This is a genomic window from Pseudomonas azadiae (assembly GCF_019145355.1).
Taxonomy (GTDB): Bacteria; Pseudomonadota; Gammaproteobacteria; order Pseudomonadales; family Pseudomonadaceae; genus Aquipseudomonas; species Aquipseudomonas azadiae.
Window position 1 is genome coordinate 2,125,136 of record NZ_JAHSTY010000002.1, and the last position, 24,562, is coordinate 2,149,697.

Genomic DNA, 24,562 nt, shown 5'->3' on the forward strand with positions numbered 1-24,562 from the left:
AGCCGCCCCAATAAAGGCGCCGCCGAGTTCCAGATAAATCCAAGTCGCCTGGTACGGGGCGGCTTCGCCCCCCAGCGCGGGACAAGCCCGCTCACTACAGGGAGATTTGTCAGCCTTTGAAAGTTGTGTAGGTACGTATGCTGCGATAGCGGTCTATCAGGAAATAAACTGCTGACTGACCCACCGCTATCGCAGGCAAGCCAGCTCCCACCTTTTGACCGCGGTGAGCAAGGCCTCTCCCACACGGTTTGGTGTCGGTAAAGACAGTTCATTTAATGCGGTAGTGGAACGTATTGCGCACCGCCGGCACAGGAACGGGCTTGCCATCGACCATTCTTGGCTGGTAGCGAAAGGTATTCGCGGCCGCCAGTGAAGGCCGCATGAATAACGGATGGCAGCCCTCCAGCACCTTGGGGTTTTCCACGCGGCCCTGGGTGTTGACGGTGTACTCCACCGAACAATCGCCTTCGATGCTCTTGTCCAGCGCACGCTCGGGGTAGTCCGGCGCTTGCTTGCTCAAGGGCTGGTATTGGCGGCTGTCGAATGCAGGGGTGGCCGCCGCGGGAGCGGGACGTGCGCGCTCGGCGGCGAGGCGTTCCCGGGCCTGGCGTTGTTGCTCCAGCTCGCGACTTTGCTGTTCGCTGGCTAACCTTTCCTGCTGCTGCTCGAGCTTCTTTTGCTCGACCCGCTTGCGCGTCAACGCGGCTTTCTCGAGTTTTTGCGCCTGGATCTGCGGGTCGACAGTGGGCTTCACGGGGGCAGGAACGGCGACGGGCTCCGGGGTTGGCGCGACCGCAACTGGTTCCGGCGCTGGAGCCGGAGCCGGAGCCGGCGGCAGCATCACCAATTGGGTATGCATCACCCTCGGCGCTTGCACCGGCGGTTTTTCCGCCGACCACTCCACCATCAGGGCCGCCAGCACGCCCACATGCAGCATAACCGCCAGGCTCGCTGCCACGCTGTGTCTGCACAACCCGGACGTCGCCCGGGGCGCCATCGTTCGTGCCGGGCCGTGCGTGATCATCGCCGTCATTGCGCTGCCTCGGTCACCAGCCCCAGGTTGCTCACACCGCCCTTCTGCAACACCGCCATGGCCGCGACCACGCGACCGTAGCCGGCGTTTTCGTCGGCGCGGATATACACCTGGGTGTCACTGCGCGCCGCCACCACCTGCATGACCTTGGCGCCCATTTCGTCGAGGGTCACGGCGCTGTCGGTCTGGTGCCGGGTATCGAGTTCACCGCCGAGGTTCCAGTAATAACCCCCGTCGGCTTTCACCGACAACGTAAGGATCTGTTGGCGAGTGTCGGTGGCCAGCGCCTCGGCGGCCACTTTAGGCAGTTCGATCTTTATGCCTTGGGTGAGCATCGGCGCGGTGACCATGAAGATCACCAGCAGCACCAGCATCACGTCGATGTAGGGCACCACGTTCATCTCGGCCTTGGGCCCGTGCTTGCGTTGCGGCCTTACTAACATGGGATCGCTCCAATTCAGGCGGCCGCGGCCAGGTTGATCGGCGTGCCGCTCAGGGCGCGATGCAGGCGCACTTGCAGTTCATTGCCGAAGGCGTAGTAACGGGTGAGCAGGGTCTGGCTGCGCGCCGCAAAGCGGTTATAGGCGATCACCGCCGGAATCGCTGCAAACAAGCCGATCGCCGTGGCGATCAGAGCTTCGGCGATGCCTGGCGCGACCGTCGACAGCGTGGCCTGTTGCACCTGGGACAAGCCAATAAAGGAATTCATGATGCCCCATACCGTGCCGAACAAACCGATGTAGGGGCTGACCGAGCCCACGGTGGCGAGAAATTGCAGGCCCTTTTCCAACTCGATTTCCTGTTCGGTGATCGCGACCTGCAAAGCCCGCTCCACACCTTCCAGCGCCGCTGGATCATGGCTGTGCAGGTGTTGGTATTCCTGCATCCCCGCGATGAAGATCGGCGCAATGCCCCCCTCGCCCGCCTGCACGGTCTCGCGGTACAGCGCCTGCAAGTCGGGGCCGGCGCGAAAGCGCTGCATGAAGCCATTCAACTGGCGTTCCAGGCGCCGCAGCACACTGCCGCGCTGGATAATCAGGTACCAACTGAGCAAGGATGCCAACAGCAAGGTGACCATCACCGCCTTGACCAACAGGCTGGCGTCACTGATCAGGCCCCAGATCGTCATATGTTCCATCGTCGCGTGCATGGTTGATGCCTCCTCTGCGTTTTAACGTGCAGTGATTAAAAAGTAATGACCGGGTGATGACGGTTCACGGCAACTTCAGCGCGCGGGTCACCTCGGCCCACGGCACGAACTTGAAGTTCTGGGTTTGCTCGGGCATGCGCTTGCGCCCGTCCTGTACCACCAGCAGGCCTTTGCCCCAGGGGCCGCCGAGGTTGAGGGCGGTGACTTCCAGGCCATCGGTTTCCGATGCGCCGTCGATCGCGGCGGCGGCATTCAGGCCGACTCGAAAGGCACCGCGGGAAGCGAAGGGTGGTTCGGCATCCAACACCAGGTAGCTGTCATTGCCCTGGCTGGAGATCACCAGGTAGTCGTGCGCAGTGCTCTGGTACAACGCCAGGCCTTCGACGTCCGCATGCAGTTGCGGGCCGACCTTGATCACGCTGGTAAGCGTGGCCGGCTGATCGGCGCGCGCATCCACCGCCCAGACGCCGACGTCTTCTTCACCCAGGAACAGGCGCTGGCGCTGGTCGTCGGCGACGCAGCCTTCAGGTTGGCTGTCGACCTTGAACCGGCGCACCAAGTCGCCGCGCACACGGCCATCCGGCGCGCTCAGGCGGTATTGCAGGAAGGTGCCATCCTTGCCGTTGGCAATCGCGTAGAGTTCGCCGCTGGCGGGCTGGAACAGGCAGATGCCGTAGATTTCCTTAAGCGGCGTTGGCACTTCACCGGCCTCGCGCAACTCGCCGCTTTGCCGGTCGATGCTGAACAGGCTCAGGCTGTTGCGATCGCGGTTGCTCGCCACCGCCAGGTCCACCGTCTGCTGACCGAGCTTGAAGTTGGGGCGCACGTCGACGTTGTTCAGGCGACCGACCGCCAGCTCCTGCAGCAGCTTGCCGTCCAGGTCGTAGGCCAGCAGGCCCTGCTTCTTGTTGGTACCGAGTACGCGGCTTTTGTGCGGCTGTTCGGGGTGAATCCAGATCGCCGGGTCATCCGCCGCATCGCCCTGGCGACCAACCGGATCGGTTTGGCGCACAGCGGCGACTTCCGGCAGCACCGCTTCGGCCGTCACGGGCTTGGCCTGCCAGTTGAGCGTGCCCTGGTAAAACCTGCCGGTGTCGTCGTCACGCACCAGCACGTGCTGGCCGTTGATAGCCAGTTGCTCAGGCTCTTTGAGGCCGGGCAGCGTCAGGCTGGCGTGTTCGACCCACCGCTGGCCGGTGTGTTGGAACAGGTGCAGTCGAGCGGTTTTCGGATCAAGGGTCACCACGCCACCCGGCACCAGCGCCATGGCGCCGGCTTCGCGCTCGGGGGTGTCGAACAGTGCCACGGGGGTGCGTTTTACCTCGGCCTCCGGGTGCGCCGGGTAGGCCCACCAGCCGACGTTTTGTTCATTGACCAGCAACTGGTTCGTCGCGTCATCCACCTGGCAGAACTGCGCCGAGGGCGGCAGCGGTACACCACGTACCCGTTGCGGCTCGCTCAACAGGGTCGCGGCGTTGCCGACCAGCCATTGTTCGCCCTTGCCCTCCTCGCCTACCAGGAACACAAACAGGTTGGCCGCGCCGTCGCGGTACAGGCACAGGCCGTTAACCGGGTAATCGCGGGCGGGCAGGTACAGCGGTGTGCCAAAAGTGTTGGTCGATGGATCGAGACTGACCAGTAGCGCTTGCTGGCGATTGTTGTCGAGGCTGGCGACCAGCACCTGGGCGCCGGCGGCACGGCTGTCGAGGCTACTGAAACTGCCCGGCAGCCGCGCCCGCTCGGCGCCCGTGCTGTCGAGCCATTGCAGGCCGTCGCGGATGCCGGCGGCGAGGCGATCAGTGCTGCCCGGCAGGAAAGCCACCGCCTCGGCGTTCAGGTTGGGGGCCCAAGGGGTCAGCGGTAAATCGGCGGCCAGGGCTTGGCCACAGGTTGCCAAAGCGATCAGCACATACAGCTGGGAAATCTTCATGAACAAACACATCCTTCGAATACAGTGACGATCAACTGTGGGAGCTGGCTTGCCTGCGATGGCGGTTTATCAGCAACAGAGCTGCAAGCTGACCCACCGCCATCGCAGGCAAGCCAGCTCCCACAGTTTGAAATGGGGTGCGCGTCAAAAATGGGTGAAGGTCAGGCCCACCTTGTAGGTGGGGCCGTACTCCTCGTACTGGCCGTTGTAGCTTCGATGGCCGGTGTAGACGAAGTACGACTCATCGGTGAGGTTCTGCGCCTCAAAGCTCACTTGCAGGTTTTTGCTCAGGGAGTAGCGCGCGCTGAAATCGACGAACGTCTGCGCATCCACATGCAGGTCGTGAGCCTTGTCGTTGATCGAGGCCAATTCGTAGAGATAGGCCGACTTGTAGTTGGCAGAGAGCCTCAGGCTGAGCTTGTCGTCTTCCCAGCCGAGCATCAGGTTGCCGACGGTGTCGGACTGGTTGGGCAGGCTGATATTGCGTTTGCGATTCGCGCCGCTGGCCGCGTCGAAGCCTTCTATATCCGCACTGGAGCGGCTGAACGTGCTGTTGGCACCGATCAGCACACCATTCCAGGGCGCGGGCAACCAATCGAACTTCTGTGAGTAGGCCAGCTCCAGGCCGTAGAGCTTGGCGCTGTCGCCGTTGGCGTAGGTGTGGGCTTCGGAAAAGTTGGTCCAGGCCCCGGTGCCGGCCACGTCGGTGTTGTAGACGAAGTTCTGGATGTCCTTGTAGAACACGAAGGCCGACACGGTACCGGCGCGGCCCATGAAGTGTTCGATGCCCAGGTCCAGGTTGCTCGACTCCAGGGGCTTGAGGTCCGGGTTGCCGAAGGTGGCTTCGTCATCGTCGATCACAAACCCCGGCGCCAACTGGCCAAAGGTCGGGCGCACCACGGATTTGGTCCAGGCGGCACGCACCTGGGTGTTCTTGTCGATCTGGTAGCGTGCGTGCAGGCCGGGCAGCCAGTGGTGATAGCGGCGCTTGGTTTCGGTGGCGGTGAATACGCCGTCCGTGGCGCCGGTGCCTTTGGCTTCGAATTCGGTGCCCTCGTAGCGCAGGCCGGCGATAAAGCGCCAGTCGTCGATATCGAGGGTGTTCATCAGGTAGCCGGCGTTGATGTCCTCGCGGATGGTGAAGTCATTGACCCGGGATTCGGTCTGGTCATAGAAGTCAGCGGCGTCGAGGTTGCCGATCAGCTGCTTGATGCCGCCAGGGCTGATGCCTGGGCCGTAGTTGCCCAGGCGGTAGTCAACACTGCCCTTCTGGAACCGGCTGAGGTTGAGTTGCTCGGCGGTCAACCCCAGGCTGTCGAAGTCTTCGTAGACCCAGGCTTCCAGGTCATTGTCTTTGTTGCGACGGCTGACCTTGCCGCCGAACTTCACCTGGGAGGCGTAGCCGCTCAAATCGTAGTCGCGCGCCAGGTCCAGGCGCAGGTTTTTCTCGGTATCCCGGGTGTTCTGTTTTTCCCAGTCGACCTTGTCGAGGCTGAAATTGCGGGCGTCGTAAAAGCCACTGCCAATGATCGGGCGTGGCTTGTCCTTGTCATAGAAGCCACTGCCTGCAAAGTCGCCGCCCTCGAAAGTCGCACCGGCGAGGTGCGCCGGGCTGTCTTCGCTGGACTGGCTGTAGCCGGCCTGGCCACTCAAGGTCCACAGGCCGAGCATGCGTTCGCCGCCAAACACGTAGGATTGGATTTCCTGGGTTTCCTCACGGTTTTTCAGCTTGCGCTTGGCTTCGGCGTCGCCCAGTTCGCCGGCTGCCAGCGGGTCGGCAAACTTGATGCTGGTGGAGTTGCGGGTCTCGGTGTCGGTGTAGCGGCTGTAGAGGGTGCGCAGGTAATAGCTGCTGAGGTCATCGGGCTTGTAGTCGAAGTTCAGGCCGCCACCCGCGCGTTCGCGGCTGATGTCGTAGTCGCGCTGTTCGAATTCATTGAGCTTGGCGCCATTGCTGAAGTCCCACGCGCCGCCGGTTTCGACGTTGTCCGAGCCGAAGTCACGCTTTTGCCAGCTCAAGGCTGCGGCCACGCCGAAGTTGTCGATGCCGTCGCCAAGGCTGAAACGGTTGCTCGCGGCGCCGGAAAATTTCGGGCTGGTCTGGCGGCTGTTCTTGTCGTAGCTGGCTTCGGTGCTACCGGTGTAGAACAGGCCCTTGTGGTCGAAGGCCGACAGGCTCTGCACGTCGACCGTGCCGCCGAGGGAGTTGGCGTCCATGTCCGGGGTGAGGGTCTTGATCACTGACAGCGACTGCACCAGCTCCGAGGGCAGCACGTCGAGGGCCACGGCGCGGCGCGCGCTTTCCGGGGCCGGTACGAGGGTGCCGTTGATGGTCACGCTGTTGAGGTCCGGGCCCAGGCCGCGCACGCTGACGAAACGCCCTTCGCCCTGGTCGCGTTCCACACTGATGCCGGGCAGGCGCTGCGCCGCTTCGGCGACGTTCTCATCCGGCAACTGGGCCACGCCGTCGGCATGCACCACGCTCTTGATGCTGTCCGCGCTGCGCTGCTCTCTAAGCGCCTGGTCAATGGCCGCCGCCTGGCCGACCACTTCAACGTGCTCGGTGTTGGCCACCTCGGCCGCGTTGAGCCGCTCGCTGGCAATCGCCAGGGCCAAGGCAGTAAGCGTGAAGCCGACGAGCCCGGTGCGCTTGTACATGCAGTCCTCCCCAAGAATCCGTTCGCGCCAGGCAAGAGGCCCGGCAACTGGGAGGGCAAGCTAGGGGTGGGGGATGACGGTTCTGTGACAGGGGATGGCGGGAAGGCCCCTAAACCGGGGTTTTGAGGGGCACAGAACACACAAATGAGCTGAAATGACCTCGGTTAATCTGTGGGAGCAGGCTTGCCTGCGATAGCCATAGGTATCTACACAACTTTCAAAGGCTGAAAAATCTCCCTGTAGTGAGCGGGCTTGTCCCGCGCTGGGTGGCGAAGCCACCCCAATAAAGACACCGCGCAGTTTCAGACAAACCCAATCCGCCTGGTTTGGGGCGGCTTCGCCACCCAGCGCGGGGCAAGCCCGCTCACTACAAATGTGTAGATGCCTATGGCTATCGCAGGCAAGCCAGCTCCCACAGTGGATCTGTGTCTGGCTGAAAATTGCAGGTCTGCCATGAGCTGATTCGACCCCTCGCCAGCGTCATCCAACCGTCACATCCATCTGCTGTGCTGTCGGCCACGACTGGATCACCCAAGGACTCGCGGCCATGTTTTCCGTGCTCAAACCCCACCGTTGGAAACTCTCGCTGCTGCTGATCGCCGCCAACCTCGGGCTGATCCTGCACCTGGCCTGCGGCGAGTTGAAAAGCGTCAGCGAATGGGTGTGGCTGGATATCTTCGGTGAAGGCGGCTCAGCCCTGCTCGCCCTGGTCTGGCTGGGCCTGGTGCTCAAGAGCCGCCCCGCCGGGCGCGTCACCAACTACCTGGCCCTGGGCCTGTCGTGCATCTTTTTCTCCTGGTGGATCGACAGCCTCGACGAATTCATCCGCCTGCCCGACAGCATCACCTGGGACCACTGGCTGGAGTCCGGGCCGATGCCGGTGGGCATGGTGCTGCTGACCATCGGCATCTATCACTGGCACCGTGAGCAACTGGCGATCAGTGCGCAAATGGAAAAGCGCGAGCGCCTGTTTCGCGAGCATCGGCTGTTCGACAAACTCACACCGCTGGCCGGCGCCGATTACCTCAAGCGCCAGTTGGCCGAGAGCCTGCAAGACAGCCAGGAGCAGCAGCGGCCGCTGTCGCTGCTGGCGCTGGACCTGGACAACTTCGCCGCCATCAACCAGGCCTACGGGCACGCCGAGGGCGACGCGGTGTTGCAGGCCCTCAGCCATTTGCTGTTGCTGAACCTGCGTCGCCAGGACCTGCTGTGTCGCCTGGCCGGTGATCGATTTGTGGTGCTGTTGCCCAACACCGGCGAGCGTCACGCCAAGGAGCTGGCGCTGGAGTTGCAGCAAGCGGTCAGCGGCCTGGCCCACAAAACCCGGCAACAGGGCGAACGCCTGCAATTGGCGGCCACCACCGCAGTGGTCATGGCGCTGAACGAGCCGCCACACGACCTGCTCAAACGCCTCAACCTGGCACTGGCCAGGGCCAAGCAACCGCTGGCGAAAAGCGCCTGAGATGGCCGTCAAAACCAGCTGGTACGAAGCCGACAGCCGCTTCATTCCAGGGCACTATCAACCCGCCACGCTGATCGACCTGGCCTTGTCCCGGGATATTGACAGCCACCGCCTGCTGCGCGGCACCGGGCTGTTCCACGAGGATATCCTGGCCGGCCAGGCACGATTGAGCCCGCAGCAGTTCTTCGGCCTGATCGGCAACAGCCGCAAGTTACTGGATGCCGACGACAGCAGCTTCCTGTTCGGCCAGCGTCTGCTGCCCGGCTATTACGGCGCCGCCAGTCACGCCCTGGGCCATGCGCAGAACCTGCACCAGGCCCTGGATATCCTGATCCAGCAGCAGGTGCTGCTCAGCCCGTTGGTCACGCTGCAAATGGAATTGGATGAGCACCATGCCTACCTGTACTGGCAGGACAGTTGCGGGGCCGGTGAGCACTGGCGCTTTTTGCTGGAAGCCAGCATGACCTCGCTGGTCGCCATGAGCCAATGGCTGAGCGGCGAGCGCTTACCGTGGGTGTGCAGCTTCAGCCATGCCGAGCCGCGTTACGTCGAGCAGTATTGGGTGCACTTGGGCGAAGAGACGCGCTTCGAGCGGCCGCTGGACATGCTGAGCATCCCGCGCCAATACCTCACCCGCCCCTGGCCAGGCGCTTCGGCCACCGCCGGCCAAGTGGCGCGCCAACACGCCCGCGAGCAGATTGAGCTACTGGGCTTTGCCGCAAGCTTTCTCGACTGCCTCTACGATTACCTGCGCGAACACGTGCGCCAACCGCCCAGCCTGGAACAGGCCGCGAACGCCTTCGCCATGAGCCCGGCCACGCTCAAGCGCAAGTTGCACAAGCATGACACCGGTTTCCAGCAACAGGTGGACCGGGTGCGCAAGCAGGTGGCGCTGCACCTGTATCAGGTCAAGGGCTACAGCAACGACGAAGTGGCGGCGTACCTGAACTTCAACGATGCGGCCAACTTTCGACGCTCATTCAAGCGCTGGACCGGCAGCACGCCAAACCTGATCCGCCAGCTCTTCAACAGCCGCTAGCCAGGCGCTCGCGCAGGAAATCCACCAGCGCCTGCACCGGCCGCGAGCTTTGCCGGTGCTGCGGATACACCGCCGACAGCGTCAGCGCTTCGGGGGCGAAATCGTCCAGGACGCTGACCAGGCGCCCGTCTTTGAGCGCATCGCCGACGATAAAGGTCGGCAGGTAAGTTACGCCCAATCCCGCGATGGCGGTGTCGCGCAGCAGGTCGCCGTTGTTCACGCGCATGCGCCCGCTGACATTCAGCGCCTGCAGCTTGCCCTTGAAGCGCCATTGCACCTGGCGGCCGTGGCCATAGGGCAGGCAGTCGTGGTCGGCGAGGTCATCGGGCTTGAGCGGCGTGCCGCGCAGGGCCAGGTACTCGGGACTGGCGCAGTACACCCGTGGAATGCTGGCGATACGGCGGGCGATCAGGGTGGAATCTTCCAGGGTGCCGATGCGCAATACCAAATCATAGCCTTCGCCGATCAGGTCCACGGGGCGGTCACTGAGGTCGACCTCCACCGACACCTGGGGATGACGCTGCAAAAACAACGGCAACAGGCAGCCCAGATGCGCCATGGCAAACGACAACGGCGCGCTGAGGCGGATGGTGCCGCGTGGCTCGCTGTTCTGGCCGGCGATGCCTTGCTCCACTTGCTCGACTTCACCGAGCAGGCGCAAGGCGGATTCGTAATAACTCTGGCCGAGCGGCGTGACGTCCAGGCGCCGCGTGGAACGGTTGAGCAGGCGCACGCCCAGACGGTCTTCCAGCTGGATCAGACGGCGGCTGACGAACTGCTTGGACAGGCCCAACTGCTCGGCGGCGGCGGTGAAGCTGCCGGATTCCATGACCTGGCAGAACAGGCGCATGTCTTCGAAGGGGTTCATTGTCGCTTCTCGGTGGACAGTGTCCGGTTTTATAGCCTGAAAGCAGGCACACCACAAAACAAAATGTGGGAGCTGGCTTGCCTGCGATAGCGGTATGTCAGTCACCATTGCTGTCGACTGACATACCGCTATCGCGGGCAAGCCCGGCTCCCACAGGGGTAATGCGGTGTTTTCTGAAGCAGCTTACTTGGCCGTAAACGCCGAGTAGCTGTTCATCAGGTTGCGATAGTTGGGAATACGCGGCGACAGCAGGTTGGCCAGGCCTTCCATATCGTTGCGCCAGTCGACTTGCAGTTCGCAGGCCACGGAGAACCAGTTCACCAGTTGCGCACCGGCGGCGGTCATGCGTGCCCAGGCAGCTTGTTGCACGGTTTCGTTGAAGGTGCCGGAGGCGTCGGTGACCACGAACACTTCGAAGCCTTCGGCCAGGGCGCACAGCGTCGGGAACGCTACGCATACGTCGGTGACCACACCGGCAATGATGATTTGCTTGCGGCCGGTCGCCTTGACGGCCTTGACGAAATCTTCGTTGTCCCAGGCGTTGATCTGGCCAGGGCGGGCGATGTACGGCGCGTCCGGGAACAGTGCCTTGAGTTCCGGAACCAACGGGCCGTTAGGGCCACTTTCAAAACTGGTGGTCAGGATGGTGGGCAGGTTGAAGAACTTGGCGACGTCGGCCAGGGCCAACACGTTGTTCTTGAATTCGTTCGGCGAGAAATCCTGTACCAGGGAGATCAGGCCGGTCTGGTGATCGACCAACAGTACGACGGCGTCATCTTTGTTCAAGCGCGAGTAAGTCATGGGTTAACTCCTTTGGTTTTGATTAAAAGGCAAAGCACGAGCAGCCAAACGCGCCCCAGAACCCCTGGAAGTCGCTGACCGGCACGCTGGAAAGACGGGCTTTTTCATGGCTGTGGGCATGCACGCCGCAGGGGCCGCTGCAGTGGTGTACTTGAGCTTGCAACGCTGAAGTCGGACGCCAGTGACCCGGCACCTTGACCACCGGCGACCAGTCCGGCAGCACCGGCACGCGCGGCGGCGCGAAGTCTTCGAAGTCGCCGACGCCATACACCACCTTGCCGCCGACCACGGTCAGCACCGATTCGATCCACTTGATGGCCTCTTCATCGACGCTGAAGAAGTCCGCCGACAGCGCGGCTACGTCCGCCAACTGCCCGACCTTGATCTGGCCCTTCTTGCCCTGCTCGGACGAGAACCAGGCGCTGCCATGGGTGAACAGTTCCAGTGCGGTCAGGCGCGGCAGGCCCTCGGCGTGCAGTTCGAGGCCGCCGACGGTGCGCCCGCTGACCATCCAGTACAGCGAAGTCCACGGGTTGTAGCTCGACACCCGCGTGGCGTCGGTGCCCGCCCCTACCGGCACGCCTTCGGCCAGCATGCGCTTGATCGGTGGCGTGGCTTCGGCCGCCTTGGCGCCGTACCGCTCGACAAAGTATTCGCCCTGGAACGCCATGCGGTCCTGGATCGCGATACCGCCGCCGAGGGCACGGACACGCTCGATGTTTTTCGGGGTGATGGTTTCGGCATGGTCGAAGAACCATGGCAGGCCATTGAACGGAATGTCGCGGTTGACCTTCTCGAACACGTCGAGCATGCGCGAGATGGACTCGTCATACGTGGCGTGCAAACGGAACGGCCAACGCTGCTCCACCAGGTGACGCACCACCGGTTCCAGCTCCTGCTCCATGGTCAGCGGCAGGTCGGGGCGCGGCTCAAGGAAATCTTCGAAGTCGGCGGCGGAGAACACCAGCATCTCGCCGGCGCCGTTGTGACGCAGGTAGTCATCGCCCTGGTGCAGGGTGACGCTGCCGGTCCAGTGCTTGAAGTCGCTGAGTTCTTCCTTGGGCTTCTGGGTGAACAGGTTGTAGGCGATGCGCACCGTCAACTGTTGGTCCTTGGCCAATTGCTCGATCACCGCGTAGTCATCGGGGTAATTCTGGAAACCACCGCCGGCATCGATGGCGCTGGTGAGGCCCAGGCGATTGAGTTCGCGCATGAACTGGCGGGTCGAGTTGACCTGGTATTCCAGCGGCAGTTTCGGGCCCTTGGCCAGGGTCGAATACAGGATCATCGCGTTCGGTCGCGCCACCAGCATGCCGGTGGGGTTGCCGTTGCCGTCACGCACGATCTCGCCGCCCGGCGGGTTTGGCGTGTCCTTGGTATAGCCGGCCACGCGCAGGGCGGCACGGTTGAGCAAGGCGCGGTCATACAGGTGCAGCACGAACACGGGCGTGTCCGGCGCGGCCTGGTTGAGTTCTTCCAGGGTCGGCATGCGTTTTTCAGCGAACTGGAATTCGTTCCAGCCACCGACCACGCGGACCCACTGCGGCGTGGGGGTGCGATCGGCCTGCTCCTTGAGCATGCGCAGGGCATCGGCCAGGGACGGCACGCCTTCCCAACGCAGTTCGAGGTTGTAGTTCAAGCCACCGCGAATCAGGTGCAGGTGCGAATCGTTGAGGCCGGGGATGACCGTGCGGCCCTTGAGGTCGATGACCTGCGTGCCGCTGCTCCGCAGGGCCATGGCTTCGCCGTCGGTGCCCACGGCGACAAAGCGCCCCTGGCTGATGGCGACGGCGGTTGCGCGCGGGTTTTCACGGTCCACGGTGTGGAACTGGCCATTGAACAGAATCAGATCGGCGTTCATAGGGTTTCCTTTACAGAGGCTTCAAGCCAGGGAGCGAACAGGCGGGTAGCCGCCGGCATCAGCAGGTAGACCACCAGCAGGACGATGGTCAGCGTGACCAGGAAGGTGGAGACCACGTAGTTGGAGAGAAACGGATGGAGCCGCAGGATCGGGCCCCAGATGAAAGGCAGCAGCAAGGTCTGCGGCAAAATCACGAACAGGCTGACCACCGCCTGCTTCCAGCGCGGCGGCTTGGCGGCGCTGTCGGCCAGGGGCGAGAACCAGAACTCGTTGACCGCGCCGATTTCGGTGTTGTCGCCGTCGGCCAGCATGGGGGCGGCTTCGGCGATCAGCGTCTTGCGGTCGGGGGAGTCGAGCCAGGTTTCCAGGTCGGTGGTCGAACGGTAGCGCAGTACGCAGGTAAACAGCGCCAGCTTGCCTTGTTTGCTGCGCACCACATCGACACCGAGATGGCCGGGACGCCCACCGGCGATGCGCACGATGCGGCGTAGCCAGGCTTCATAATTGGCTTCCTGGCCTTGTCTGATCAGGTGCTTGACCACCAGGGTGACGACTTCGTCGGGGCCTGGTTTTGCTGCTGGGTCCATGGGGTGTCCCTCTGCCTTGATATTTCAGCGATGAGGGAGTGTGCCGTGGACGCGGGTTGAGAAAATTGGATGTACGTGCTGTTTGGGCTGTTTTGCGTACCGGCTTTTCTGTAGGAGCTGGCTTGCCTGCGATGCGGACACCTCGGTACATCAGGCACACCCAGTTGATGCCATCGCAGGCAGGCCAGCTCCCACAAGGGATCTAGGCGGGCTTCAATTTCAGGTGCCGCGCATACCAGGGCCGTTTCGGCACGCGCTTGAACAAGCCCTGCAGCGCATTCTCCTCGGCACCAAAGGTGATACGCAGCGCAAGCTTCATGGTTTCCGGGTCCATTTCCAGCGTGCGCCCCCTCTGCAGCCCCGGCGTGGTGCTGCAACCATGGGTGTCCGGCCCCAGCCAGGGGTCGCCCACTTCCACCCAGCGCCCCGGCGCGAACCAGGCGACGCCGTTGACCTGCATGCGCCTGACTTCGCCGGGGTGGAAGCGTTCATGGGCGCGGAACCAGTCTTCGATGCGGTCGTCGATCCAGCCGTGGAAATGCCAGAACACCGGGTTGACGTGGGAAGAAAACGGGTCGCCGAGGAAGTCGTTTTCAGGCGCATACCAGCGCGCGGCAAAGTCGGACGGGTCGCGGGCAAGGGGCACGGGCGCGCCGTTGGAGGGGTCACGGGGTACCGAGGCCCAGCGCATGTGCAGCCAGTCATGCAGACCCAATTCCATTTCCGAGCCCAACTGCCCCAGCGTCAGCCTGGACAGGTAGCGAGGGTCGCGATACTGGGACTCCCAGACCTGAAAATTGCTGTGGTAGGTCTCAGCGGCCTTGATGTCGCTGACCCACTGGGTGTACTCGCTGTCATCCGGCGCCGACCAGGTAGGCGGCAAGGCGAAGCCGTCGTGGTTGTCGAAATAACGCAGGAAACCCAGGCGATCACGCTCCAGCGCCGGTTGTGGCTCGGGAAATTGCGGCCACGACGCAATCGCCTGCAGGGAGCGCGCGGTGCCGAGCATGTGCCGGTGCATGAAGAAGAAATCGATGCCCGAGCCATTGCGGTCTTTACGCTCGCCCCGGGCGTCGCGCTCCTGGCCGCGTGGGCCGGGTTGCCAGCCGATGCCGCGCAGGGCGTCGCGTTTTTCTTCAGAGAGTTTGTGCCATTGGTCGCGCGTGGCGTGCCACAGCTGGTGGAACAGGCGGTGTTCGGGGGAAATCAGCCAGGCCAGCAGGGTCGGGTTGAGGCCGATGCGTTCGCGCGCTTCGGGAAACAACTGCTTGTGGGCAATGAAACGGTTGTCGCGCTCGACCAGCGCCAGCGGCCGGTCCAGGTCAAGGATCTGCCCACTGAGGGTGCCGCTGCCCGCATTGGCAAAGTTGGCCCAGACTTCATCCAGGGTCATCTTGAATTCATAGGCGGGTATGCCGTCGACCGAGTCGCGGTCGATCAGCCGCCAGTAGAGCACGGCGCCCTTGCCCGTCAGGTCACCGAGCACGCGGTAGCGGGGCTCGCCCTCGGCGCGCAAGTGCTCGGCGGTGTCCAGGTAACCGCGCAAGCCGCGGCCACGCGGGGCGATGTCGAGCAGCAACTCAAGGCCCTGCAACGGCAAGCCCTTGAGGCCTGCATCGCGCCCTTCCAGGCGCAGGCTCCAGACGCCCCGCAAGGTGTTCGCCAAGTGCTGGCCGTCGGTATCCGCCAGGTCCACCGTGGCTTCGCCCGGGGTAATGGGAAACGCCTCACGCGTCAGCTCGCGATGGGCATAAAAGGCCACGGGCACCGCCGCGCCAGTCAGCGCCAGGCCTGCGATGAACCCACGTCGAGAGATGGTCATTGTCTACCTTAGGAAACGGCTTGATCAGAGCTAGAACGTTTGCAGGCCGGGGAAATTTACCGCGCCTGGCCGCCCACCTAAATTTCTCCGACCGGCACTCGTTCTTCCCTGATAGCAAAGGCCTCAACTGACTGAGATGGCGATGACAAAACCACGTTCGAAAAAGGCGCTGTATATCGGCCTGCCGCTGGCACTGGCCATTGGCGCCGCAGCCGGCTTCCTGGCCTGGGATCACTGGTTCAGGGGCAACGCCGGTTATCCGCTGGAGGTGATCAAGCAGGCCAACGAGATGCAGGATCGCCTGTTGTCGTTCGACAGCCATATCACCGTGCCCCTGGATTTCGGCGGCGTCGATAACGAGGCCGACAAGGACGGCAGCGGCCAGTTCGACCTGGCCAAGGCGGCGCGCGGCCGGCTGTCCGGCGCGGCCTTGACGATTTTCGGCTGGCCGGAAATCTGGAACGGCCCCAACGCCCCGCACAAGCCCACCGACGGTTTTGTCGAAGAAGCCCGCCATGAACAAGAGGTGCGCTTCAAGATTATCTCCGGCATGGTGCGCGACTTTCCCAACCAGGTGGGCATCGCCTACACCCCGGACGATTTTCGCCGCCTGCATGGCGAAGGCAAGTTCGCGATCTTTATCAGCATGCTCAATGCTTATCCCTTGGGCAATGACTTGAACCAGCTGGACCTGTGGGCTGCACGCGGCATGCGTATGTTCGGTTTCAGTTATATCGGCAACAACGCCTGGTCCGATTCATCGCGCCCGCTGCCGTTTTTCAATGACTCACCGGACGCGTTCGAGGGCTTGTCGCCGATTGGCCAGCAAGCCGTGCAGCGCCTCAATGACCTGGGCGTGATCATCGATGTGTCGCAGATGTCGACCAAGGCCCTGGAACAAGTGGCGCAACTGAGCCGCACGCCGATGGTCGCGTCCCACTCGGCGCCACGTGCATCGGTGGATATCCCGCGCAACCTCAGCGACAAGGAACTGCAACTGATCAGGAACAGTGGCGGCGTGGTTCAGGTAGTGGGCTTCCCAGCCTACCTGCGCCCCTTGAGCCAGCCGACCCAGGACAAGCTCAACGCCCTGCGCGCGCGATTCGACCTGCCTCCCCTGCCCAACCTGGCCATGGCCTTGATGCCGGGCGACGCAATCATTGCCGCCTGGCCGGAGCACAAGTTCGGCGAGTATGCCCAGGGCCTGTACGGCATCCTTGAAGAAGAGCCCAAGGCGACCCTCAAGGACTGGGGCGACGCCGTCGACTACACGGTGCGCAAGATCGGTATCGATCACGTCGGCATCTCATCGGACTTCAACGACGGCGGCGGCCTCCAGGGCTGGGAGAACGTCGGCGACATACGCAACGTCACCGCCGAACTGATTCAGCGCGGCTACTCCGAAGCCGACATCGCCAAACTCTGGGGCGGTAACTTCCTGCGCGTGTGGGACCAGGTTCAAAAAGCCGCCAAGCCATTGGCCAACCGCTAACCCCTTAGAAAGAACGTCCATGACCGAGCGCCGTACGTTCCTCAAGCAAGCCGCAGTATTTGCCGCCAGCCTGCCACTGGGCGCCGCCCTGCTACCGCAGGCACGTGCCGCCGCCCCCACCGATGACCCATGGACCGGCTTCAAACAGTTGTTCAACCAGGACCCGGACTACCTGCACTTTTCCAACTTCCTGGTGGCTTCACACCCCAAGCCGGTACGCGAGGCCATTGAGCGCTACCGCGCGCAGATCGACCGCAACCCAGGGCTGGCCATGGACTGGGACCTGCAGGAAACCTGGAAGCGTGAAGGCCAGGTGCGCGAATGGGCCGGCCGCTACTTGAAGGCCGCCCCGGCGCAAATCGCTCTGACCGGCAGTACGTCCGAAGGCCTGGCGATGATCTATGGCGGGATCAAGGTGCGGCCCGACCAGGAAATCCTCACCAGCGTCCACGAGCATTACGCCACGCAGAACGTGCTGGACTATCGCGCACTCAAGGAAAGCACCCAGGTGCGCCGGATCAAGCTGTTCGAAAGCGCCAACCGCGTTTCCGCCGACGAGGTGCTGGGCAACCTCCAGCGCCACATTCGCCCCAACACCCGCGTGCTCGGCATGACCTGGGTGCAGTCCGGCAGCGGCGTCAAGCTGCCCATCGGCGAGATCGGCACGCTGGTGGACGAACACAACCGCAACCGTGACGACAAGGACCGCATCCTCTACGTGGTGGACGGCGTGCATGGATTCGGCGTGGAGAACCTCGACTTCCCGGGCATGCACTGCGACTTTTTCATCGCCGGCACCCACAAATGGATGTTCGGCCCGCGCGGCACCGGGCTGGTCTGCGCCCGCGACCCGCAAAACAGATACGTGACACCGATGGTGCCGACCTTCTCCGAAGACAAGGACTTCGCCACCATCATGACGCCCGGCGGTTACCACGCCTTCGAGCATCGCTGGGCGGCGGACGAGGCCTTCAAGCTGCACTTGCAACTGGGCAAGGCACAGGTGCAGGCGCGCATCCATGCGCTCAATGCCGAACTCAAAGACCAACTGTTGGCACAGCCGAACATCGAACTGGTCACCCCGCGCAGCGCCGAACTGTCCGCCGGTTTCACCTTCTTTCGGGTCAAGGGCCAGGAAAGCGATGCCGTGGCGGCCTACATGATGAAAAACCGCGTGGTGATCGACGCGGTAGACCGTGATGTCGGCCCGGTCATCCGCACCGCGCCCGGATTGCTCAATTCATCCGATGAGATCCAGCGCTTCATGACCTTGCTGCGCCAGCGTGCGTAATGCACACCTTTTCCATTTTGAATGAGAGGACCCCATGAACAAACCCCTCACGGCATTGGCCCTGACAGCCCTGTGCGGCGCGTTACTGCCAAGCCTGGCCCAGGCCGCCGCGCCGCAACCCGGCAAAGTGTTCAAGGACTGCAAGGACTGCCCGGAAATGGTAGTGCTGCCCGCCGGCACCTTCACCATGGGCACGCCGGACGATGAAGTCGGCCGCGAGCCGGATGAAGGCCCGATGCACGAAGTGACCTTCGCCAAGCCGTTCGCCATGAGCCGTTTTCATGTCACTGCCGGTGAATGGGACAGCTATGTGCGCCAGACCGGCGTGAAGATCGCCGATGGCGACACCCGCCCCGGCCGCGAATGCATCGCCAGCAAGCCGCGCTACCCCCAGGGCCCGCGCCAGCCGGCGGTGTGCATGGACATGGACGACATCAAGCAGTACGTGGCCTGGCTGTCGAAAAAGACCGGCCACGCGTACCGCATGGTCAGCGAAGCCCAGCGTGAATACGCCGCGCGGGCCGGCTCTACCGGGCCGTTCCCGTTTCCGTTCGACGAGGGCAAGGGCTACAGCATCGCCGGACACGCCAACACCTACGGCCCCGCGGATGGCTATAGCTACTCATCGCCAGTGGGCAGTTACCCGCCGAATGCCTTTGGCCTGTACGACATGCATGGCAACGTCTACGAGCGGGTCGCCGATTGCGAACACGCCAGCTACATCGGCGCGCCCACCGACGGCAGTGCGTGGACGGAGGCCAATTGCGAGGGTTACATGATTCGTGGCAATGACTGGGGCGAAGCGCCGGTGTTCTCGCGCTCGGGCAACCGCAACACCATCTACCCGCAGACGCGCGGGGACTGGATCGGGTTCAGGGTTGCGCGCGATCTTTAAGACGACACCGCTCAATGTGGGAGCTGGCTTGCCTGCGATGGCCATAGGTATCTACACAACTCTCAACGACCGAAAAATCTCCCTGTAGTGAGCGGGCTTGTCCCGCGCTGGGTGGCGAAGCCGCCCAAAACCAGGCGACCGGATTCTACCTGAAGCTCGGCGATGCCTTTATTGGGGCGGCTTCGCCACCCAGCGCGGGACAAGCCCGCTCACTACAAAGATGTGTAGATACCTATGCTGCGATAGCGGTCTGTCAGTCACATTTGGGTTGCTGACCCACCGCCATCGCAGCGATACGGCGACCCGACAAGCCAGCTCCCACAGTTTTAAACCGTGCCCGCTTTAGGCATCTTGCCTGGCCAACAACGCCAACCCTTCATGCAACGCCGGGAACAGGCTGTTGTTGAAGTTGTTCCAGCGTAATTCAAGGATGGTGTCGTCCGGCGAGATCTCGGTCTTGAGCACGTCGTGGAACACCTCGCCCGAATCAATCCCGTTGTCCACGTAATGGAAAGAGGCACCGGTCAGGTACAGCGGTTCCGACGGCTGGGTCGCCTTGGTCGCCCAATCCACCACCGTTTGCCCCCGCGCACCGTACAACGCGTTCCAGGTCGCATAGGCGCCACGGCGCTCGTAAGGCGATTCGAGGCGGGTAATGCCCGGGTGGATGTTCATGATGCGACGTGCAAACGGTGCACCGGGGCGCACCAGCTCGTCCAGGATCACCAGCAAACCGTCGAGCACCACGATATCGGCCTTCAATTCCACCAGCGTGTCGTGCAGGCGACGCTCGAAATCCTGCTTGCCGGCGATGTGTTGCGCGCTGCCCCGTGGCAGGCGCCGGTAGGTGGACGGCACGCTCAGCAGCAAATCATTGACCAGCCGCCCCTGCACCCGCAGGTCAGCCGGGTACAGCCACTGGCGGCCCGGCTTGTAGGCAAAACCGTAATCGCTGACCAACTGCTGGTCCCGCGGGTTCTGCTCGTCATCGTCGTATACCACGCCCACCAGGTTGTAGGCCTCGCCCAGCGGCGTGTCGTTCAACGCCCCCGCCAGGGATTCGAGCACCGACATCATGTAGCGCTCGTGGTCCTTGTAGGCCACCGGCTGCCCGGCCTTGTCGGCCGCGGCATTGCGCAGCGACCACACGTACACCAGATTCTTTTTCGTCATTGTTTCGCTCTCGCTGGATAGATCAGGCACGCGCCGATACGCGTGCGCCTACACCACAAGAACGAACCAGCCCCCGCGCAATTTATCCGCCACCGTCACCGCCGGGCACGCGGCGCTAAATAGTCGCGCCAATCCTTCGTTTGTCATGGGTAAGGGTCTGTGTGCCCAGCCCCCCTCTTTTTCATTATTCCGGGAAGTATTTATGACCGACCCCAAGCGCGGCGCCTTCAAAGGCCTGCTCGCATTGCTCAGGCCCTTTCGCACCATCGTAAGCGTCTCCGTTGCCCTGGGCATGGCCGGTGGCCTGGCGATCACGTTGCTGCTGGCGACCATCAATAACGCCTTGCACTCCTCCACCGGGATGACGCAGGGGGTGATCCTGACGTTTGCAGCCTTGTGTGTGCTGGCGCTGACCAGTTCGATTGTGTCCGACATCGGCACCAACTACGTGGGGCAGCGGATCATTGCCGCCCTGCGCAAGGATCTTGGCGAAAAAGTGCTGTCGGCGCCCATCGAGCAGATCGAGCAATATCGCTCGCACCGGCTGATTCCGGTACTGACCCATGACGTCGACACCATCAGTGACTTTTCCTTCGCGTTCACCCCGCTGGCCATCGCGACCACGGTGACGCTCGGCTGCCTGGGCTACCTGGCGTACCTGTCGGTGCCGATGTTCCTGATGATGGTCGTCGCCATCGTCATTGGCAGCAGTGTGCAGTTCATCGCCGGGCACAAGGGTATTCGCGGCTTCGACGAGGCCCGCGATCAGGAAGACGAGCTGCAGCGCTACTACTCGGCAATCGCTTCGGGCGCCAAGGAATTGCGCATCCACCGGCCGCGCCGCTACCGCATGAACACCCACCGCATCCAGGAAACCGCCGATCGTATCAGCGACATCCAGGTGCGCTCGGTGAACATCTATATCGTCGCCAAGACCTTCGGCTCGATGTTGTTCTTCGTGGTCATCGGCCTGGCCCTCGCCATGCAAGCCTACAACCCGAACCCGGACCCTGCAGTGATCACCGGCTTCGTGCTGGTGCTGCTGTACATGAAAGGCCCGCTGGAACATGTGGTGGGTTACTTGCCCATCATCGGCAAGGCGCGCATTGCCTTTGCGCGCATTACCGAACTGTCCGAACGCTTCTCGTCCCCCGAGCCGCACCTGCTGATGGACGGCAGCGAAGCGCCAACACCCGTGGTGAACAGCCTTGAGCTGCGCGGCGTCAGCTACAGCCCTCCCCCCGTGGAAGGCAGCGAGCCATTCCACCTGGGCCCGATCAACCTGAGCATCAAGCAAGGCGATATCGTGTTTATCGTCGGCGAAAACGGTTGCGGCAAGACCACCCTGATCAAACTGTTGCTGGGACTGTATCAACCCCAGGCCGGCGAAATCCGCCTCAACGGCGAAACCGTGACCGACCCGATGCGCGATGACTATCGCCAGTTGTTCACCACGGTGTTCGCCGATTACTACCTGTTCGATGACCTGGTCCAGGGCAGTGCCACCCAGTCCCTGGACAGCGCCGCTAAATACCTCGAGCGCCTGGAAATCGCGCACAAGGTCAGCGTCAAGAACGGCGTATTCAGCACCACCGACCTCTCCACCGGCCAGCGCAAGCGCCTGGCACTGGTCAATGCCTGGCTCGAAGAACGCCCGGTGCTGGTGTTCGACGAATGGGCCGCCGACCAGGACCCGGCGTTTCGCCGGGTCTTCTACACAGAGCTGCTGCCGGACCTCAAGCGCCTGGGCAAGACCATCATCGTGATCAGCCACGACGACCGCTATTTCGACATCGCCGACCAATTGGTGCGCCTGCGCGCCGGCAAGGTGGTGCATGAAATGGAGCCGGCGTGAATTTCTTTTCCGGTTTCTGCAGGTAGGAACGTCTCACTAGTGGGAATGAGAACCAGCCTCAACAAACACTTAGCATCTGCCCACTAAAACATAGAAGAGAAACCATCCATGTCAGTACGTCTCGGTCTGAGCCCCCTGAGCAAAGCGCTATCGATGCGACGGGCCCTGAACTTCAACCTCAAGCCTTGCGCCCTTGCCCTTGCGGCGTCGTTGCCCGTGGCCGGTTATGCGCAAGCCCAAGAGATCGAGATCGACATACCTGCGCAGCCGTTGGCGACGGCGCTGCAGGCGTTCGGCCAGCAGACCAACCTGCAAGTGCTCTACAGTCCAACCGATGTGCAGGGCAAAACCAGCACCGTCGTCAAAGGCAAGCAGGCGCCGAACCAGGCCATCGGTACCCTGCTCAAGGGCACGGGTATCAACTACACGCTGCAGGGCAACGCGGTGACCATCAATGCGGTCGCGTCTTCAGGCCTGGAGCTGGGCGCCACGCAGGTCACCGCCAACCAACTGGGCACCGTGACGGAAGGCACCGGTTCGTATACCCCGGGCACCATCGCCACGGCAACGCGGCTGGTATTGACGCCACGGGAGACGCCGCAATCGATCTCGGTGGTGACGCGCCAGGTGATGGATGATTTCGGTCTCAAATCCATTGACGATGTGATGCGCCACACCCCGGGTATCACGGTGTCGACCTTTGATACCGAGCGTACCAACTACTATTCTCGCGGTTTTTCCATCGAGAACTTCCAGTACGACGGCATTCCCACCCTGCGCAACGCCCAGTACTCGGCGGGCCAGACCATGACCGACATGGCGATCTATGACCGAGTCGAAGTACTCAAGGGCGCAACCGGCTTGCTTACCGGGGCCGGAGCGCCTGGCGGCACCATCAACCTGATTCGCAAGAAGCCGACCTCCGAATTCAAAAGCAGCATCGAACTGGGCGCCGGCTCCTGGGACAACTACCGTACACAAGTTGACGTCAGCGGCCCGTTGACCGAAACCGGCAACGTACGCGGTCGCGCGGTGGCGGCGTATCAGGACAAAAAGTCGTTCCTCGACCACTATTCCCGCAAGACCGGGGTTTACTACGGCATTCTTGAAATCGACGTGACACCCGACACCCTGTTGACCCTGGGTGCGGACTATCAGGACAGCGACCCCAAAGGCTCGAGTTGGACTGGCACCCATACTATTTTTGATGCCGTCGGCAATAAACTCGACTTACCCCGCTCTTTCAACAACGGTCCTCAGTGGGGCTCATGGCAGCAATACAGCAGGACTGTATTTGCTACCCTGGAGCATAACTTCGATAACGGCTGGGTCACCAAAGGCCAGTACAACCACCAAGTCAACGGCTACGACGCGCCTCTGGGTTACATATCCCAGGACTCCGCCACGGCCAGCTCGATCTTCGCCAGCAAGTACACCGGCGAAACCACCAGCGACAGCCTGGATGTCTACGCATCGGGGCCGTTCGACCTGTTTGGTCGCGAACATGAGCTGGTGATTGGCCAGTCGCTGTCGACTTCGCGATGGAAAGGCAAGGACTACCGCGGCAACGTCACCTACTTCAACAACTCCTATGATTTCTATAACTGGCATGGCGAAGCCATCGAGCCGCTGTGGGGTGCACCCTCCAAATTCAATGACGAGACCACTCGCCAGACCGGTACCTATATCACCGGACGCTTCAGCCTGACGGATGAGATGCATCTGTTGCTTGGCACTCGGATTGCCAATTACCAGGTCACGGGTACCAGCGACAGCGAGGAAAGCGGCAAAGTCATCCCCTATGCGGGGCTGACGTATGACCTCAACGAAAACTTCACCGCCTATGCCAGTTACTCGACGATTTTCAAACCACAGACCGAGTATCGCGACAATACGCGCACGATGCTTGATCCCGATGAAGGCAAGAACTACGAGCTCGGCGTCAAAGGTGAGTTTTTTGAGGGTCGCTTGAACTCTAGCCTGGCCTATTTCGAAGTTCATGAGACCAATCGCCCAGTCACCGATTCTGCTTTTAACTCCCTTCCGACCACTGATTTCACCGCTTACGTCGGCACAAAGAGCAAGACCAAAGGCTACGAAGCGGAAATCTCGGGCGAGCTTACCCCCGGCTGGCAGCTTCAGGCAGGCTACACCCACAAGATCGCACGCGATGATGACGGCAAGAAGGTCTCCACCTGGGAGCCGGAAGACCAAGTCAGCTTCTACACCACTTACAAACTCAAAGGAAACCTGGACAAACTCACCGTCGGCGGTGGTGCACGCTGGCAGAGCGCGGGCTGGCAAACCGTCAGGAATTGGGGCTACCCCGGCGGCGGACGCTCTGAAAAATTCACCCAGGAACCCTACTGGCTGGTTGACCTGATGACCCGTTACCAAGTGACCGAGAACCTGTCGGCTACTCTCAACGTCAACAACCTGTTCGACAAGCACTACTACACCAACATCGGTTTCTATGATTCCGCCTACCCTGGCGACCCACGCAACTTCATGGTCACCACCCGCTACGACTTCTGACCCGCAACACCCAAAGCCCCTGGTCGCCGCATGACCAGGGGCTTTTTCATGCCCATAGCAAAACGCCCCTGATCCTTCTTGATGATCAGGGGCGTTTTGCTACCTCAACC

18 protein-coding genes are annotated in these 24,562 nt (G+C 62.3%); 7 read left to right on the forward strand and 11 right to left on the reverse strand.

All coding sequences use genetic code 11. From position 1 onward, the window contains the following. Positions 1-268: 268 nt before the first annotated feature. The 5 genes from KVG91_RS25925 to KVG91_RS25945 form a co-directional block, all read right to left on the reverse strand. Positions 269-1,033, reverse strand: coding sequence for an energy transducer TonB (locus tag KVG91_RS25925; protein WP_169378390.1), 765 nt, complete (start codon positions 1,031-1,033; stop codon positions 269-271). Then, positions 1,030-1,476 carry a protein TolR gene (gene tolR / locus KVG91_RS25930; protein WP_169378389.1) on the reverse strand — a complete coding sequence of 149 codons (447 nt, stop codon included), beginning with the start codon at positions 1,474-1,476 and terminating at the stop codon, positions 1,030-1,032. The genes KVG91_RS25925 and tolR overlap by 4 nt, the downstream gene beginning before the upstream one ends. 14 nt (positions 1,477-1,490) lie before the next feature. Then, entirely contained in the window at positions 1,491-2,183 is a 693-nt protein-coding gene (gene tolQ / locus KVG91_RS25935) for a protein TolQ (RefSeq protein WP_169378388.1), read from the reverse strand. A gap of 64 nt (positions 2,184-2,247) precedes the next feature. Next, positions 2,248-4,113, reverse strand: a complete 1,866-nt coding sequence (locus tag KVG91_RS25940; protein ID WP_169378387.1) for a phytase — start codon at positions 4,111-4,113, stop codon at positions 2,248-2,250. Positions 4,114-4,257: 144 nt separating this feature from the next. After that, positions 4,258-6,771, reverse strand: a complete 2,514-nt coding sequence (locus tag KVG91_RS25945) for a TonB-dependent receptor (protein ID WP_169378386.1) — start codon at positions 6,769-6,771, stop codon at positions 4,258-4,260. A 547-nt stretch (positions 6,772-7,318) separates the two neighbouring features. On the opposite strand from KVG91_RS25945, the gene KVG91_RS25950 reads away from it, so the two are divergent. Both KVG91_RS25950 and KVG91_RS25955 read left to right on the forward strand, forming a co-directional pair. Beyond that, on the forward strand, positions 7,319-8,233 hold the full coding sequence (locus tag KVG91_RS25950) for a GGDEF domain-containing protein (RefSeq protein WP_169378385.1): 915 nt from the start codon (positions 7,319-7,321) through the stop codon (positions 8,231-8,233). 1 nt (position 8,234) lies between these two features. Continuing rightward, the gene (locus KVG91_RS25955) at positions 8,235-9,272 is read left to right on the forward strand and encodes an AraC family transcriptional regulator (protein WP_169378384.1); all 1,038 of its coding nucleotides are present in this window, start codon (positions 8,235-8,237) and stop codon (positions 9,270-9,272) included. On the opposite strand, the gene KVG91_RS25960 is transcribed toward KVG91_RS25955, so the two are convergent. From KVG91_RS25960 to pvdP, 5 genes are all read right to left on the reverse strand, one after another. Beyond that, a complete protein-coding gene (locus tag KVG91_RS25960) occupies positions 9,259-10,140 on the reverse strand; it encodes a LysR family transcriptional regulator (RefSeq protein WP_169378383.1) in 882 nt (293 codons plus the stop codon). The genes KVG91_RS25955 and KVG91_RS25960 overlap by 14 nt on opposite strands. A gap of 183 nt (positions 10,141-10,323) precedes the next feature. Beyond that, positions 10,324-10,941: an isochorismate family cysteine hydrolase YcaC gene (gene ycaC / locus KVG91_RS25965; RefSeq protein WP_169378382.1), complete on the reverse strand. Its 618-nt coding sequence runs from the start codon at positions 10,939-10,941 to the stop codon at positions 10,324-10,326. Positions 10,942-10,963: 22 nt separating this feature from the next. After that, positions 10,964-12,802 carry an amidohydrolase gene (locus tag KVG91_RS25970; RefSeq protein WP_169378381.1) on the reverse strand — a complete coding sequence of 613 codons (1,839 nt, stop codon included), beginning with the start codon at positions 12,800-12,802 and terminating at the stop codon, positions 10,964-10,966. After that, positions 12,799-13,389 carry an antibiotic biosynthesis monooxygenase gene (locus tag KVG91_RS25975; protein WP_169378380.1) on the reverse strand — a complete coding sequence of 197 codons (591 nt, stop codon included), beginning with the start codon at positions 13,387-13,389 and terminating at the stop codon, positions 12,799-12,801. The genes KVG91_RS25970 and KVG91_RS25975 overlap by 4 nt, the downstream gene beginning before the upstream one ends. A gap of 202 nt (positions 13,390-13,591) precedes the next feature. Next, entirely contained in the window at positions 13,592-15,211 is a 1,620-nt protein-coding gene (gene pvdP, locus KVG91_RS25980) for a pyoverdine maturation tyrosinase PvdP (RefSeq protein WP_169378379.1), read from the reverse strand. Between the two features lie 142 nt (positions 15,212-15,353). On the opposite strand from pvdP, the gene pvdM reads away from it, so the two are divergent. From pvdM to pvdO, 3 genes are read left to right on the forward strand one after another with little or no spacing between them, the layout of a single operon-like run. Beyond that, positions 15,354-16,703: a pyoverdine-tailoring dipeptidase-like protein PvdM gene (pvdM, locus tag KVG91_RS25985; RefSeq protein ID WP_169378378.1), complete on the forward strand. Its 1,350-nt coding sequence runs from the start codon at positions 15,354-15,356 to the stop codon at positions 16,701-16,703. A 19-nt stretch (positions 16,704-16,722) separates the two neighbouring features. After that, positions 16,723-17,994 (forward strand): pyoverdine-tailoring periplasmic protein PvdN, encoded by a 1,272-nt coding sequence (gene pvdN, locus KVG91_RS25990; protein ID WP_169378377.1) that lies wholly within the window; start codon positions 16,723-16,725, stop codon positions 17,992-17,994. Between the two features lie 34 nt (positions 17,995-18,028). Continuing rightward, positions 18,029-18,889 (forward strand): dihydropyoverdine dehydrogenase, encoded by an 861-nt coding sequence (gene pvdO, locus KVG91_RS25995; RefSeq protein WP_169378376.1) that lies wholly within the window; start codon positions 18,029-18,031, stop codon positions 18,887-18,889. Positions 18,890-19,231: 342 nt separating this feature from the next. On the opposite strand, the gene KVG91_RS26000 is transcribed toward pvdO, so the two are convergent. Continuing rightward, entirely contained in the window at positions 19,232-20,062 is an 831-nt protein-coding gene (locus KVG91_RS26000; protein WP_169374578.1) for a formyltransferase family protein, read from the reverse strand. 202 nt (positions 20,063-20,264) lie between these two features. Between KVG91_RS26000 and KVG91_RS26005 the strand changes: the two genes are divergently transcribed. Together KVG91_RS26005 and KVG91_RS26010 are read left to right on the forward strand one after the other, a co-directional pair. Further along, positions 20,265-21,917, forward strand: coding sequence for a cyclic peptide export ABC transporter (locus tag KVG91_RS26005; RefSeq protein ID WP_169374579.1), 1,653 nt, complete (start codon positions 20,265-20,267; stop codon positions 21,915-21,917). 108 nt (positions 21,918-22,025) lie between these two features. Next, on the forward strand, positions 22,026-24,452 hold the full coding sequence (locus tag KVG91_RS26010) for a TonB-dependent siderophore receptor (protein WP_225927055.1): 2,427 nt from the start codon (positions 22,026-22,028) through the stop codon (positions 24,450-24,452). The last annotated feature ends 110 nt before the right edge of the window (positions 24,453-24,562 follow it).

Excerpts from the sequence above, each read along its gene's own strand:
- KVG91_RS25925 (WP_169378390.1), bottom strand. The coding sequence starts at position 1,033 with ATGACGGCGATGATCACGCACGGCCCGGCACGAACGATGGCGCCCCGG.
- tolR (WP_169378389.1), bottom strand. The coding sequence starts at position 1,476 with ATGTTAGTAAGGCCGCAACGCAAGCACGGGCCCAAGGCCGAGATGAAC.
- tolQ (WP_169378388.1), bottom strand. The coding sequence starts at position 2,183 with ATGCACGCGACGATGGAACATATGACGATCTGGGGCCTGATCAGTGAC.
- KVG91_RS25940 (WP_169378387.1), bottom strand. The coding sequence starts at position 4,113 with ATGAAGATTTCCCAGCTGTATGTGCTGATCGCTTTGGCAACCTGTGGC.
- KVG91_RS25945 (WP_169378386.1), bottom strand. The coding sequence starts at position 6,771 with ATGTACAAGCGCACCGGGCTCGTCGGCTTCACGCTTACTGCCTTGGCC.
- KVG91_RS25950 (WP_169378385.1), top strand. The coding sequence starts at position 7,319 with ATGTTTTCCGTGCTCAAACCCCACCGTTGGAAACTCTCGCTGCTGCTG.
- KVG91_RS25955 (WP_169378384.1), top strand. The coding sequence starts at position 8,235 with ATGGCCGTCAAAACCAGCTGGTACGAAGCCGACAGCCGCTTCATTCCA.
- KVG91_RS25960 (WP_169378383.1), bottom strand. The coding sequence starts at position 10,140 with ATGAACCCCTTCGAAGACATGCGCCTGTTCTGCCAGGTCATGGAATCC.
- ycaC (WP_169378382.1), bottom strand. The coding sequence starts at position 10,941 with ATGACTTACTCGCGCTTGAACAAAGATGACGCCGTCGTACTGTTGGTC.
- KVG91_RS25970 (WP_169378381.1), bottom strand. The coding sequence starts at position 12,802 with ATGAACGCCGATCTGATTCTGTTCAATGGCCAGTTCCACACCGTGGAC.
- KVG91_RS25975 (WP_169378380.1), bottom strand. The coding sequence starts at position 13,389 with ATGGACCCAGCAGCAAAACCAGGCCCCGACGAAGTCGTCACCCTGGTG.
- pvdP (WP_169378379.1), bottom strand. The coding sequence starts at position 15,211 with ATGACCATCTCTCGACGTGGGTTCATCGCAGGCCTGGCGCTGACTGGC.
- pvdM (WP_169378378.1), top strand. The coding sequence starts at position 15,354 with ATGACAAAACCACGTTCGAAAAAGGCGCTGTATATCGGCCTGCCGCTG.
- pvdN (WP_169378377.1), top strand. The coding sequence starts at position 16,723 with ATGACCGAGCGCCGTACGTTCCTCAAGCAAGCCGCAGTATTTGCCGCC.
- pvdO (WP_169378376.1), top strand. The coding sequence starts at position 18,029 with ATGAACAAACCCCTCACGGCATTGGCCCTGACAGCCCTGTGCGGCGCG.
- KVG91_RS26000 (WP_169374578.1), bottom strand. The coding sequence starts at position 20,062 with ATGACGAAAAAGAATCTGGTGTACGTGTGGTCGCTGCGCAATGCCGCG.
- KVG91_RS26005 (WP_169374579.1), top strand. The coding sequence starts at position 20,265 with ATGACCGACCCCAAGCGCGGCGCCTTCAAAGGCCTGCTCGCATTGCTC.
- KVG91_RS26010 (WP_225927055.1), top strand. The coding sequence starts at position 22,026 with ATGTCAGTACGTCTCGGTCTGAGCCCCCTGAGCAAAGCGCTATCGATG.